Raw genomic sequence first — 14,175 nt, 5'->3', positions numbered from 1 at the left:
TGGGAGATTGGGTCGGCTTTCAGGCCGCCTGCTTTTGATTGTGATCTTGATCTGAGAAGCGCCCCGTTGTAAGAGCGGAACCGATATAAGCCATAACCTCAATAACGGATATGCACTCAAAGCCAAAGCCACAAACCTGGGTAAATTTCAACAGCAAAAACAATAGGTTATTTGTAGTGTGATAGGAGGGAGCAAGCCCCCTCCCACAGTTTTATTGCATTTAGTCAGTTAGCCGATGGTCATCAGGCTGGCATTACCGCCCGCCGCAGCGGTGTTAACGCTCAAGGCACGCTCGATCACCAAGCGCTCCAGCGCAATCGCCGTCTCGCCTTGCGACAAGCCCTGCACGCCCACAATGGCCCCGCCACGCTGGGCCACTTGCTGGCACACTGCGCGCAGTTGGTCGGAGTCGCCGTGGTGCAAGACCGCGTCGAACAGCACATCGTCTTTGGTCCAGTCAGCCACGCGCTTGATCTTCGCCTGAATGTCTTTGGGCAGGCGTGGCAATACGGCTTTGGTCAGCTCGGTTTCCGGCCATACCGCCGAACCGCCTACCGCCAGCACCGCCGCCAGTTGCGTCAGCAGGTCGCCTTCAACGTCTGCGAGGCACAACACGTGCTCGCGCGGCAGGATCGCGTAACTGTTGCGCTCGCCGGTCGGGCCAGCCAGTTGGCGGGTGATACCGCTTTGCGATTGCGCGGCGAACTGGCTGCACAGGGCGCTTAGTTCGCTGAACTTATGGCTGTCGGCCCAAGCTCTAAGGGCGCTCAACGGTTGGCTCATGGCATCACGCAAACGCACGTCCGGTGCGGCCAACTTGTCGGCACGTACGAAGGACTGCTCGATTGCATCTGTAGGGCGCGTCGACAGCAGACGGTAAAGGTACAACGGGCCACCGGCTTTCGGGCCAGTGCCCGACAGGCCTTCGCCGCCGAATGGCTGCACGCCGACCACGGCGCCGACAATGTTGCGGTTAACGTAGACGTTACCGGCATTGACGTTGTCGATCACCTTGGCGATGGTCTCGTCGATACGCGTGTGCACGCCCAGGGTCAGGCCGTAGCCGGACGCATTGATCTGCGCGATCAACTGGTCGATCTCTTTGCGTTTGTAGCGCACCACGTGCAGCACCGGGCCGAAGATCTCCCGTTGCAGTTCGTCGAAGCTTTCCAGTTCGATCAAGGTAGGCGTTACAAAGGTGCCGCGCTTGATCTCGTCGCTGTCGGCAATCGCCACCTGGTACACCGTGCGGCCTTTGTCGCGCATGGCCTGAATGTGTTTCTCAATGCCGGCCTTGGCGTCGGCGTCGATCACCGGGCCGATGTCTACCGACAGGCGCTCCGGGTTGCCCAGACGGCATTCGGCCATGGCGCCCTTGAGCATTTCGATTACACGGTCAGCCGAATCTTCCTGCAGGCACAGCACACGCAGTGCCGAGCAACGTTGACCGGCGCTGTCGAAGGCCGACGAAACCACATCGATGACCACTTGTTCGGTCAGCGCCGAAGAGTCGACGATCATCGCGTTTTGGCCACCGGTTTCGGCGATCAGTGGAATCGGACGGCCCTGAGCATCCAGACGACCGGCGACGCTGCGTTGCAGCAGGCGCGCCACCTCGGTGGAACCGGTGAACATCACGCCTTTGACGCGATCATCGCCGACCAGTCGCGCACCGACAGTTTCGCCCTGGCCTGGCAGCAATTGCAGCACGCCTTCGGGAATACCCGCTTCGAGCAGGATGCGCACGGCTTGCGCGGCCACCAGCGGGGTCTGTTCGGCAGGCTTGGCCAATACCGGGTTACCGGCGGCAAGTGCCGCGGCGACTTGGCCACTGAAAATCGCCAGCGGGAAGTTCCACGGGCTGATACACACCACCGGGCCCAGCGGGCGGTGGGCGTCGTTGGTGAAATCGTTGCGCGCCTGTACGGCGTAATAACGCAGGAAGTCCACCGCTTCACGCACTTCGGCGATGGCGTTGGCGAAGGTCTTGCCGGCTTCGCGCGCCAGCAGGCCCATCAACGGTTGAATCTCGCTTTCCATCAAGTCGGCGGCACGTTCCAGGATCGCGGCGCGCTCGGCGGGCGGGGTGGCCTGCCAGATCGGGCCGGCGTTAATCGCGCACTGTAAAGCGTTGTCGACGTCTTCGACGCTGGCTTCCTGTACATGGCCAACCACATCACGCAGGTCGGACGGGTTCAGCACCGGGGCAGCCGGCTGGGTGCTGGACGCGCAGCCAAGCATCGGCGCGGCTTTCCAGTCGGTGTGCGCGGTGGCCAGCAAGGCGCACGACAGCGACGCCAAGCGGTGTTCGTTGGCCATGTCGATACCGGCCGAGTTGGCGCGGTCGCTGCCGTACAGATCGCGCGGCAACGGGATGCGCGGGTGCGGCAGACCGAAGCCGCCTTCGAGCGTGGCCATTTGCTCGATGCTGGCCACCGGGTCGGCCACCAGCTCTTGAATCGAGATGGACTGGTCGGCAATCCGGTTGACGAACGAGGTGTTGGCGCCGTTTTCCAGCAGGCGACGCACCAGGTAGGCCAGCAGTGTTTTGTGAGTGCCGACCGGCGCATACACGCGGCACGGACGGTTCAGCTTGCCTTCGGCAACTTTGCCCACCACTTGCTCGTAGAGGGGTTCGCCCATGCCGTGCAGGCACTGGAACTCGTACTGGCCGGGGTAATAATTCTGGCCGGCGATATGGTAAATAGCCGACAGCGTGTGGGCGTTGTGCGTGGCAAATTGCGGGTAGATGGCTTCCGGCACCGACAGCAGTTTGCGTGCACAGGCGATGTAGGACACGTCGGTGTACACCTTGCGGGTGTACACGGGGTAGCCTTCCAGCCCTTCGACCTGGGCGCGCTTGATTTCGCTGTCCCAGTACGCGCCCTTAACCAGGCGGATCATCAGGCGGTGGCGGCTGCGGCGCGCGAGGTCATGAGGTAGTCGATCACATACGGGCAACGTTTCAGGTACGCCTGGATCACGAAACCGATGCCGTTCCAGCCCGCCAGTTGCGGCTCAAAGCACAGGCGTTCGAGCAGGTCCAGCGACAGCTCCAGGCGGTCGGCTTCTTCGGCGTCGATGTTCAGGCCAATGTCGTATTGCTTGGCCAGCAGGGTCAGCGACAGCAAGCGCGGGTACAGCTCATCCATCACGCGCTCGTACTGGGCGCGGCTGTAACGCGGGTGCAGTGCCGAGAGCTTGATGGAAATGCCCGGGCCTTCATAAATCCCGCGGCCGTGGGAGGCTTTGCCGATGGAGTGAATGGCTTGCTCGTACGAGGCCAGGTACTTCTGGGCATCGTGTTCGGTGAGTGCGGCTTCACCGAGCATGTCGTAGGAGTAGCGGAAGCCCTTGGCTTCGAACTTGCTCGCATTGGCCAGGGCTTCAGCGATGGTTTCGCCGGTCACGAACTGCTCGCCCATCAGGCGCATGGCCATGTCGACGCCCTTGCGGATCATCGGCTCGCCGCTTTTGCCAATGATGCGGCTCAGCGACGAGGTTAAACCGGCCTCGTTGTGCGTGGCCACCAGTTTGCCGGTCAGCAGCAGGCCCCACGTGGCGGCGTTGACGAACAGCGACGGGCTGTTGCCCAAGTGCGGCTGCCAGTTGCCGGTGCTGATCTTGTCGCGGATCAACGCGTCGCGGGTGCCCTTGTCCGGGATACGCAGCAGCGCTTCGGCCAGGCACATCAGTGCCACGCCTTCCTGCGACGACAGGGAAAACTCTTGCAGCAGGCCTTGAACAATACCGGCACGGCCGCCGGCGCTCTTTTGGTTGCGCAGTTTTTCGGCAATCGAGGCGGCCAGCTTGTTAGTGGCTTCAGCCATGGGCTGCGGCAGGCGCGCCTGCTCGATCAGCATCGGCACCACTTCCGGCTCCGGGCGACGGTACGCGGCGGTGATCGAAGCGCGCAGTACCGATTGCGGCAGAATGCTCTCGGCAAATTCGAGGAAGCATTGGTGGGCGTGGTCGGGCTGTGTGTCGCTGGCCTCTTCCGCGTCCTTGCTGCCCGAGCCATTGAGCTCGGTCAGGGTTGCACCACCCTCGAGTTTCTCCAGGTAATTGAAAATCGCCTGTTTGATCAGCCAATGCGGCGTGCGATCAATCGAGGTCGCGGCCGCCTTCAGGCGTTCGCGGGTTGGGTCGTCAAGTTTGACCCCAAGGGTGGTCGTTGCCATCTTTTTATCCTCATGGGTGCCACTACCGAGTGGCATCTGCTGGCGGCAAGATTAGCTTTGCGCATGCAGAGGTGCAACTGGGTGCAACCCTTTTTATTCATGAAATTTTCGACGGCAAACAGGAAAAATTCCGGCCTTGGATAAAATTCGCCGCCCTCTGGTGCGTTTGCTTCTGAGCATGGTTGTTCTTGCTCCGAAAAGGAGCAAAAATGCGTCGTTTGGTACAAAACACACTTAGGTGCAACTTATTCTCAAGAAACTGGTTGCACCTTATTTGCTTTGTTGAATAGCATTCGCGGCAAAGGTGCAACCGCTTGAGCAGTTCGGTTCATCGGCTGGCGGCTTTCCTGGGGAAACGCCAGTCATAAATGCACGGCACGCCGCTTCGTCTACCCGGTTAACAATGGGTGGCCGTCGGGTAGACCGCTGCTACATAAAAACAAAGCCAGGGCGTCACTCTTATGAGCGTTAGTAATCCCACCCTGATCACGTTTGTGATCTACATCGCAGCAATGGTGCTGATCGGCTTCATGGCCTATCGCTCCACCAACAACCTTTCCGATTACATCCTCGGCGGTCGCAGCCTCGGCAGCGTAGTCACCGCCTTGTCGGCCGGTGCCTCGGACATGAGCGGCTGGTTGTTGATGGGCCTGCCCGGCGCGATCTACATGTCCGGCCTGTCGGAAAGCTGGATCGCCATCGGCCTGATCGTCGGTGCCTACCTGAACTGGTTGTTCGTGGCCGGCCGTCTGCGTGTACAGACCGAACACAACGGCGACGCCCTGACGCTGCCGGATTACTTCTCCAGCCGTTTCGAAGACAAAAGCGGGCTGCTGCGGATCATCTCTGCGGTGGTGATTCTGGTGTTCTTCACTATTTATTGTGCGTCCGGCATCGTCGCTGGCGCGCGTCTGTTTGAAAGCACTTTCGGCATGTCCTACGAGACTGCGCTGTGGGCCGGTGCCGCAGCGACGATTGCCTACACCTTTGTGGGCGGTTTCCTGGCGGTAAGCTGGACCGACACCGTACAAGCCACGCTGATGATTTTCGCGCTGATTCTGACGCCGATCATTGTGCTGCTGGCCACCGGTGGCATCGACACTGCCTTCCTGGCCATTGAGGCGAAGAACCCCGACAACTTCAACATGCTGAAAAATACCAGCTTCATCGGCATCATCTCGCTGATGGGCTGGGGCTTGGGTTACTTCGGCCAGCCGCATATTCTGGCGCGCTTCATGGCCGCCGATTCGGTGAAATCGATTGCCAAGGCTCGGCGCATTTCCATGACCTGGATGATCCTGTGCCTGGCCGGTACGGTGGCCGTGGGGTTCTTCGGTATCGCTTATTTCGCCGCGCACCCGGAAGTCGCAGGGCCTGTGAACGAGAACCACGAGCGTGTGTTCATTGAACTGGCCAAGCTGCTGTTCAACCCCTGGATCGCGGGTGTGTTGTTGTCAGCCATCCTGGCTGCCGTGATGAGCACCCTGAGCTGCCAATTGCTGGTGTGCTCCAGCGCCCTGACCGAAGACTTTTACAAGAGCTTCCTGCGCAAAAACGCCTCGCAGCTTGAGCTGGTCTGGGTCGGCCGCCTGATGGTGTTGCTGGTCGCGCTGATCGCCATCGCCATGGCCGCCAACCCGGACAACCGCGTGCTCGGCCTGGTCAGCTACGCCTGGGCCGGTTTCGGTGCCGCGTTTGGTCCTGTGGTGCTGATCTCGGTGATCTGGAAAGGCATGACGCGCGACGGCGCACTGGCCGGCATCCTGATCGGCGCCATCACTGTGATCGTGTGGAAGCACTTCGAACTGCTCGGCTTGTACGAAATCATCCCGGGCTTCATCTTCGCCAGCCTGGCGATCTTCTTCGTGAGCAAGCTGGGCGCACCGACTGCGGGTATGGTCGAGCGCTTTGATGCGGCGGAAAAAGACTACAACCTCAACAAGTAATTCGCCGGGCACCGAGTGCCCGCTGAGCAAAAAAGGCCCGCGTCCTACGGATGGCGGGCCTTTTTTTGTGGCCTGTTCAGTCGGTATCCGGTTGATTAAGAAAAATCAGCACGCCCAGAATCGCCATGTAGAACTTGAATGCGGCTTCCTGGCCATTCCACTGATGGGATTGCCACATCAGACGGCGTGGCGAGTAGAGGAGCCTTAACGCTAGCACGCGTACGACTGCCGCTCGACTCGGTTGAAACAAGAATTCGGCCATCAAGATGTGGGACTTTACTGATTTGCCAGCTGTGCGCCCAGATCGGCAGGCAGCGGGTGCAGAATCGGCCGCCCAGCCTCGCAGAGAAACACCGGATGTTCGCTCCTGCCAATCGAAGTGCTTTTACCCTGACCCTTGATGGGCAACCCAGTGAACTCAGGGTATTTGAGTTTACTGGCACCGAAGCCATCAGCCAGCCTTACTGTTTTGACCTTGAGTTGGTCTGCGAACAGCCCGATATCGACCTTGAAAACTTGCTGCATCGCCAGGTGTACCTGGGTTTCGATGATCAGGGCCATGGTGTTCATGGTTTGGTTGACCGAGTGGCACAAGGTGATTCCGGGCGACGTCTTACGCGCTATCAGATCAGCCTTGTGCCGCATTTGGCGTATCTGCGGCACAGCAGCCATCAACGTATTTTTCAACATCAAACGGTGCCGCAAATTGTTGCGCGCGTGTTGGTGGGGCAGGGTATCCAGAGCGACCGGTTCGAATTTCGCTTGAGCGGTACTTATGAGCAACGCGAGTACTGCGTGCAGTTCGCGGAAACCGATTTGGCCTTCATTCACAGGCTGTGCGCCGAGCAGGGTATTCACTATCACTTTCAGCATTCGACCGAGGGGCACTTGCTGGTATTTGGCGATGACCAGACGGTATTTGCCCAGCCCGACCAAGCCACGCCTTATACCCCAGGCTCCGGGATGGTGGCCGACACGCCGGCGATCAAGCGTTTTAGCGTGCAATTGGACACCCGCCCCACGGCGGTGAGTTTGCGCGATTACGATTTCCGTAAGCCGCGCCTGGTGCTTGAGAGTGAAGTCGCTGGCGAGCAACTTCCAGCGCTGCAAGAGCAACATTCCCCGGGCCATTTTTCTGACCGCGTGCATGGCAAGTTCCTCGCTCAGCGTCGGCTGGAGCGGCATCGCAGCGACTATCGACTGGCTCAAGGCGCGGGGGATGAGCCTGCGTTGGTCTGTGGCCGATTCCTCACGTTGACCGGGCATCCTCGCGCAGAATGGAACGACCTGTGGTTGGTGACGCACCTCACTCACGAAGGCAAGCAGCCGCAAGTGCTTGAGGAGGCTGTAACCGAGGCTGCAGGCGGCGAGTTTAGCCAGGGTTATCGCAATAAATTTGTCGCCGCGCCGTGGGATGTGATTTTTCGCCCACCCTTGCCCGAACAGTCGCGCCCAACCCTTGCGGGCTATCAAAACGCGGTGGTGACCGGGCCTGCCGACAGCGAAATACACTGCGACGAATACGGCCGAGTCAAAGTGCAAATGGCTTGGGACCGCGCAGGTGAACATAACGAGCACTCCAGTTGCTGGTTACGCGTCGCCAGTGCCTGGGCGCATGACCGCTACGGTTCGGTACTGATTCCGCGAGTCGGCATGGAAGTGCTGGTGGGGTTCGTCAATGGCGACCTCGACATGCCGCTCGTGATGGGCTGCCTGCCCAACGCGGCGACACCCTTGCCGCTGGATCTGCCGGCGGACAAGACCCGCAGCATTTTGCGCAGTCACAGCAGCCCGGGTGGTGGCGGTTACAACGAACTGCGGATCGAAGACCGCAAGGGTGCCGAAGAAATCTACCTGCGTGCCCAGCGCGATTGGACCCAGCACGTGTTGCATGACCAGCAGGTGCAGGTGGATAACCTGCGCCGGGTGACGGTGGGCGGCGAGTCGCACCATGAGCTGCAAGGCGAAGAACAGCGCATCACCTACGGCAACCGCCTCACAGAACTCAAGCAGGATGATCACTTGGTGGTCGGCGGCTCGCAACAGATGCGCGCCGGTCGCACGATTCAGATCGGTGCAGGGCAAAGCGTCGTGATTGATGCAGGCGCGACCGTAACGATTCAGGCCGGTGGGCAGTCGATCACGCTGTCGGCGGGTGGGATTTTCAGCAGCGTGCCCATTCAGTTGGGCGGTGCGCCAGCGCCCGCTGCCACTCCGTTAATGCCTGGCGTGAAAGAAAAACTGTTGGCGGTCATTCCCGCACCGTTAAGCCGGGTGCAAGTGGCCAGCCTGAAGCGCGCTGCGCCGTTCTGCGAAGAGTGTGAGCGCTGCAAGAACGGGCAGTGCGATGTCAGCGGCACGTCTGCCAATCCAACCTAAAAGGAATTTGTCCCGATGCAGTCCACCTTGTTTCCCGGCGCCTGGCTCGCACACTACCCGTTGCAGCCCAATGAACAGATGTTTGTGCTGCTGAGCAGTGCCAGCGATGCCCAGCCGTTGGCCGCTTGGCAAGCCATGGCCGCTGGAACGCCGCCGCAGCCAATCTGGGCAGGCACGGCCTATGCCGCGTGGAATGAAGTAATGCCCTACGTCGGCGTCATCGAGCCCGGCAGTGCTTTTCTCGACTGGGTCGCCACTACCGAGTCGACGGATTGGGGCTGGCTTGCAGTTTCTTCCAGCCCGCAGGCAGCGGTGATTGCGCACCTGCAAGGGTTGACCAAGGTGTATATGCCCGATGACCAAGCGGTGTTTTTGCGTTTATGGGATGGCACTCAGTGGCTGTCGATGTTGCAGGCGTTGGGTGATGAGGCGGGCAGGGTGTTGCCGGTGTTCCAGCGGTATTTGATCAATGGCCAGCCGCTGACGGTTGCTACTGGCCCGGTAACCGCTGCCAAAGCCAGCCCGTGGTGGCGGGTGCCTACCGCGTTATTAGCGCCTATGGCTGAGCAATCCCCACAGGTGCTGGTCGGCAACCTGCTGCAATGGCTGGAAGAACAGCGCCCCGACCTTTACACGGCCTTCGCGGCGGCGACCTTGCGGCATAAGGTCGGCTACTTCGCACGCGGCGCGGATACCCGCCCTGCCGCACTGGCCGACTACCTGGCCGGCGAGTTGAGTTGAGCTCGGCACCCGCGGCCATCAGCATTGCCCGACACGCAGCCCTGCACCTTTGCTCCGGTAGAAGGTAAACTTCGCCCCCTGCGCAGGAGCAACCATGAATTATCGTCACGCCTTTCACGCCGGCAACCATGCCGATGTCTTCAAACACCTGACTTTGACCCGCCTCATCGCCCTGATGTCGCGCAAGGAGCAGCCGTTCGCCTACCTCGACACTCACGCAGGCATTGGTCTGTATGACCTGCAGGGTGATCAGGCGAATCGCACCGGTGAATACCTCGAAGGCATCGCGCGCCTCTGGGGCGAGAACGACCTGCCGCCGCTGACCGCCGACTACCTGCGCGTGCTGCATGAGATGAACCCGGATGGCCAGTTGCGCTACTACCCCGGTTCGCCGGAACTGGCGCGCCGCCTCACGCGGCCGCAGGACCGTGTATTGCTCAATGAAAAACACCCGGAAGACGGTGTGCTGCTCAAGGACAATATGAAGGGCGACCGTCGCGTCAAAGTGCACTTGGGCGAGGGCTGGCACGTGCCGCGTGCCTTGCTGCCAGTGCCGGAAAAGCGCGCATTGATGCTGATTGATCCACCGTTTGAAAAGCTCGACGAGATGCAACGTTGCGCGGCGTCGCTCAAGGAAGCCGTCAGCCGTATGCGCCAGACCGTGGCGGCTATCTGGTACCCGGTGAAAGATCAGCGCCTGCTGCGCCGTTTCTACCAGGACCTGGCCGGCACCGGCGCACCGAAGTTACTGCGCGTGGAATTGCTGGTGCATCCATTGGACACGCCCAACACCCTGACCGGTTCGGGCCTGGCGATTGCCAACCCGCCGTGGGGTTTGGAGGAGGAGTTGCGTGAGTTGCTGCCGTGGCTGTCCAAGAAGCTTGGCCAGACCCAAGGCGGGTGGCAGATGGATTGGCTCATCGCGGAATAAAAGCAGCGGCAAGTTTTAAGCGACAAGCGACAAGCTAAAAGCTGGGTGCAATATTTGTAGCTTGTAGCTTGCTGCTTAAACCGCCGATCTTCAGATCGGGCAGGTCACGCCTGTGCCGCCAATCCCGCAGTACCCCTGCGGATTTTTCGCCAGGTATTGCTGGTGGTAGGTCTCGGCGAAGAACACCGTAGGCGCCTCGGCGATTTCCGTGGTGATCTCGCCCAAGCCGGCCTTGCTCAATTGGGCTTGGTAAGTCTCGGCGCTGGCCTGCGCCGCCGCCAGTTGCTCAGGCGTGGTGGCGTAGATCACCGAACGGTATTGGGTGCCGATGTCGTTGCCCTGGCGCATGCCCTGAGTCGGGTTGTGCAGTTCCCAGAACATCTTCAACAAGTCTTCGTATTTCACTTTGGCCTGGTCATACACCACCAGCACCACTTCGCTGTGGCCGGTCAGGCCCGAGCACACTTCTTCGTACGTCGGGTTCGGGGTAAAACCACCGGCGTAGCCGACCACGGTGCTGACCACGCCGTCGCGCTCCCAGAATTTGCGCTCTGCACCCCAGAAACACCCGAGGCCGAAAATCGCAAACCCGACGTCGTCGAGGAACGGGCCCAGCAGCGGGTTGCCGTTGACGAAATGCGTTTCCGGCAGCGTCATTGGGGTTTCACGGCCAGGCAAAGCTTGTTCTTGAGTAGGCAACACGTTTTTGTTCACCAGAATTTCCGAGCGCAAGACCATGATCAGTCCTCTCAGTCAGATTGAGTAATGTAAGAAGTCGGGCACTAGTGTGCCCCAGTGTTACAGCGCTGTCAGGCGATTGGCCCGCGAGGGTAGCGTTTAAGCTTCTCAAGCAGCTCGGAACCGGGGATCGGCCGGTCGAACAGGTAGCCCTGGCCGACGTCGCAGCGATGCCGCCGCAGGAACGCCAACTGCTCGGCGGTTTCCACACCTTCGGCCACCACTTTAAGCTTGAGGTTATGCGCCATGGCAATCACTGCCGAGGTAATTTCCATGTCGTCCTGGTTATCCGGGATTTCGTGGATAAAGCTGCGATCGATCTTAATGATGTCGATGGGAAATTTTTTCAAGTAGCTCAGCGACGAGTAGCCGGTACCGAAGTCGTCCATGGCCAGGGTCAGGCCAAAGCTCTTCAGTTGGTCAAGCTGCAGGCGCGTGTCTTCCGTGGCTTCCAGCAACAGGCCTTCGGTCAGCTCCAGTTCCAGCAGGTTGGCCGGTAGCTGCTCTTCCTTGAGGATGGTGGCGATCGAGGCCACCAGGTCAGGGTCGGAGAACTGTTTGGGCGACAGGTTGATCGCCACCTGCAAGTTGCCCAGGCCGCCGGCGCTCAACTGCTTGCTCATGCGGCAGGCCTGGCGGGCGATCCATTTGCCGATGGGAATGATCAGCCCGGTCTCTTCGGCCACGCTGATAAATTGGTCGGGGCGGATCATGCCCTTTTCCGGGTGGTTCCAGCGCAACAGCGCTTCCATACCCAGCAAGCGACCGCTGCGCAGGCACAGCTTGGGCTGGTAGAACACGTCCAGCTCGTTCTGGGTCAGCGCCCGGCGCAGGTTGTTCTCCACGAACAGCTTGTAGCTGGCCTCGGCGTTCAGCGCTTCGGTAAACACCTGCACCTGATGTTTGCCGTTGGCTTTGGCTTTGTGCAGCGCCAAACCTGCGTTACGCATCAGGGTTTGCGGGTCGCGGCCATGCAACGGCGCGCAGGCCAGGCCCACAGAGCCGGTGACGCTGATCAATTGGTTGTCGACGAACATCGGCTTGTCGAGGGTTGCCAGTAGCTCGCTGGCGACGTGTTGGCCGCTCTCCAGGTCGGTATCGTCCAGCAACACCGCGAATTCATTACTCGCAAAGCGCGCCAGGCTGCCACTCGCACTCAAACTGTTGCGCAGGCGTCGGGCCAGGCTGATCAACAGCTTGTCGCCGGTCTGGTGGCCAAGGCTGTCGTTGATCCGCTTGAAGTTGTCGATGTCGACCAACAGCAGGCTGATCGGGCGGTCGCTGTCGCGCGCAAAACGTTCATCGAGGTTGCGGATAAACGCCGGGCGGTTGCCAAGGTTAGTCAGGTTGTCGGTGTAGGCCAGGCGCTCGATGCGTTGCTGGGCCAGCTTGGTCTGGGTGATGTCTTCGTAGATGCCGATGTAATGGGTCAACTCACGGTTGTCGCCATACACCTTGGAAATCGACAACTGGCCCCAGTAGGGTTCGAGGTTTTTACGCCGGCTCTTGAATTCACCCTGCCAACTATTGCTTTTGGCCAGGGCGGAAGGCGCGTCGAAGAGCAGCTCGCTGAGGTTCTCCAGGGCCGGCAGTTGCGCCAGGCGGTGGCCATGGACTTCCTCGGCGCTGTACTGGGTGATCGCAGTAAAACTGGGGTTGACGTATTCCACCACACCGTCGCAATTGACCAACAGAAAGGCATTCGCGCTTTGTTCCACGGCGCGCTGGAACAAGTGCAGGGCGCTGGTGGCGGTGCGTCGGTTGTGGTTGTTGATAACTTGCGCGAACTGGTCCGCCAGCTCACCGGCAAAGGCGATTTCGTCGGCCTGCCACGCGCGTGGTCTGCCGCTTTGTTCCAGGCACAACACGCCGATGACCTGGCCATCGACGCGGATGCTCGCGTCAAGCATCGCGTGTACATCCTTGGCGCGCAGGCTTTCGGCCATTTCCCGGGTGCGCGGATCGCGCATCGCGTGGGTGGCGTCAATTGCGCGGCTCGAATGCAGGGCTTCCAGGTAGTCCGGGAAACTGCTCGCGTCGATCGCTTCAGGCAACTGGTGCTGTTGGTCGGTGCGGTGGTACGCCGAGATCGGCACCAGGCGCTCGCCTTCGAGGTTCCAGATGCTCGCGCAATCAATCTGGTAGATGTCGCAGGCGCTGCGGGTGATCAGCTCTGCGGCTTCCTGCAGCGAGTTCGGCGTGGTGTAGCGCTGGCGCGCCAGCAGCAGAATCAGCTCCTGTTGGGCGCGCACGCGCTCCAGGTGCTGCAACTGTTCCAGTTGCGCGCGCTGGTTGAGTTCCAAAGCGATCTGCAAGCGGCTGTTCTGGTTTTCGAGGTCGGCCGTAGGGGCCGCTGCGGGGATTTCACTGAACAGCCCGTCGACAACCATCAGGTAGCCGCGCAGCAGGTGACGGTTGTGTTGTTTGTAGGCCTCGCCCATTTCCAGCAGGCTCAACGGGCCGTCGCTGGTGTGCAGGGTGTAGCGCACCAGGTAATGCGGGCTCTGGGTCAGTTGTTGCTGGATGGTGTCGTGCAACTGATAGCGCGCTTGCGGCTCCATCAGGCTGGCGTAGGGTGTACCGACCAGTGCGCACAGTTCAACCGCGGACAGGCCAAATTGGCGCTCGCAATTGGGGTCGAGGTACAGCAGCGCCCAGCTTGCCTCATTAAGCCGCTCGAAACGCAGCATACCGAGGCGCGAGGGCACCGGTAACTGCGTCACTACCTCGGCCGCCATTCGGGCGACATCGGGCTGGCTTTTCATGGGGGAAACTCGCTTGGGAAAATGCGCACGGCGCCGGGCTCACGCCCTCTTTACTGTCGCCTGCGGCAAGGTTGCATCATGCAGCACGGACTGACAAGAGAGGATGAAGGCTAAGTGCTATATGGTTGTTATCGGCCGTGAGGGCAGTTTCTGCAATTGAGGTGATGGGTGGCGTATTGACGCAGGTGCAAAATCGTATCGGATTTGGCTTTCTGTGGGAGGGTCCACTGCATCTTTGATGTGGCGCTGTCGCGCAGCAAAGTGGCTCGGGCGGCCATCGTGGTTAACGGGGCGCTTCTCAGATCAAAAGCGAAAGCACGGACGCCTGAAAGCCGACCTGAGTGGTTGAAGCAGATCAAGGGCGGCTTTGCATACACAGCAGATCTGCTTTGATTTCTGTGGGAGGGCTTGAATTGGGCCGGCTTTCGGGCCTTTCAAAAGTGACTCGCTGTAAGAGCGGAACCGATATAGGCCCTAACCTCAAAACGGATATG

General features: G+C 60.3%; 6 protein-coding genes and 2 pseudogenes. 4 read left to right on the top strand and 4 right to left on the bottom strand.

Annotated features, from left to right (window positions below; translation table 11 throughout):
* Positions 1-228: 228 nt before the first annotated feature.
* Positions 229-4,181, bottom strand: a pseudogene (putA, locus tag F0169_RS05875) (trifunctional transcriptional regulator/proline dehydrogenase/L-glutamate gamma-semialdehyde dehydrogenase).
* A 461-nt stretch (positions 4,182-4,642) separates the two neighbouring features.
* Here putA and putP point away from each other — a divergent pair.
* Entirely contained in the window at positions 4,643-6,127 is a 1,485-nt protein-coding gene (putP, locus tag F0169_RS05870; RefSeq protein WP_152745993.1) for a sodium/proline symporter PutP, read from the top strand.
* Positions 6,128-6,203: 76 nt separating this feature from the next.
* Here putP and F0169_RS05865 read toward each other — a convergent pair.
* A pseudogene (locus F0169_RS05865) lies at positions 6,204-6,308 on the bottom strand (DUF2165 family protein); the annotation flags it as partial.
* A 176-nt stretch (positions 6,309-6,484) separates the two neighbouring features.
* On the opposite strand from F0169_RS05865, the gene F0169_RS05860 reads away from it, so the two are divergent.
* The 3 genes from F0169_RS05860 (at position 6,485) to F0169_RS05850 (ending at position 10,178) form a co-directional block, all read left to right on the top strand.
* Positions 6,485-8,506, top strand: a complete 2,022-nt coding sequence (locus tag F0169_RS05860; protein ID WP_152745992.1) for a type VI secretion system Vgr family protein — start codon at positions 6,485-6,487, stop codon at positions 8,504-8,506.
* 15 nt (positions 8,507-8,521) lie between these two features.
* Positions 8,522-9,247, top strand: a complete 726-nt coding sequence (locus F0169_RS05855; RefSeq protein ID WP_152745991.1) for a DUF4123 domain-containing protein — start codon at positions 8,522-8,524, stop codon at positions 9,245-9,247.
* Positions 9,248-9,341: 94 nt separating this feature from the next.
* Positions 9,342-10,178, top strand: coding sequence for a 23S rRNA (adenine(2030)-N(6))-methyltransferase RlmJ (locus F0169_RS05850; RefSeq protein WP_058415602.1), 837 nt, complete (start codon positions 9,342-9,344; stop codon positions 10,176-10,178).
* 90 nt (positions 10,179-10,268) lie between these two features.
* Here the strand turns inward: F0169_RS05850 and msrA are convergent, their stop codons facing one another.
* Positions 10,269-10,916: a peptide-methionine (S)-S-oxide reductase MsrA gene (msrA, locus tag F0169_RS05845; RefSeq protein ID WP_152745990.1), complete on the bottom strand. Its 648-nt coding sequence runs from the start codon at positions 10,914-10,916 to the stop codon at positions 10,269-10,271.
* A 71-nt stretch (positions 10,917-10,987) separates the two neighbouring features.
* On the bottom strand, positions 10,988-13,681 hold the full coding sequence (locus F0169_RS05840; RefSeq protein ID WP_058415600.1) for a putative bifunctional diguanylate cyclase/phosphodiesterase: 2,694 nt from the start codon (positions 13,679-13,681) through the stop codon (positions 10,988-10,990).
* Between the last annotated feature and the right edge of the window lie 494 nt (positions 13,682-14,175).

Origin of the sequence: Pseudomonas kitaguniensis (genome assembly GCF_009296165.1) — a bacterium.
Taxonomy (GTDB): Bacteria; Pseudomonadota; Gammaproteobacteria; order Pseudomonadales; family Pseudomonadaceae; genus Aquipseudomonas; species Aquipseudomonas kitaguniensis.
The sequence above is the reverse complement of the archived record's forward strand: the minus strand, read 5'-3'. Positions and strand labels throughout refer to the sequence as shown.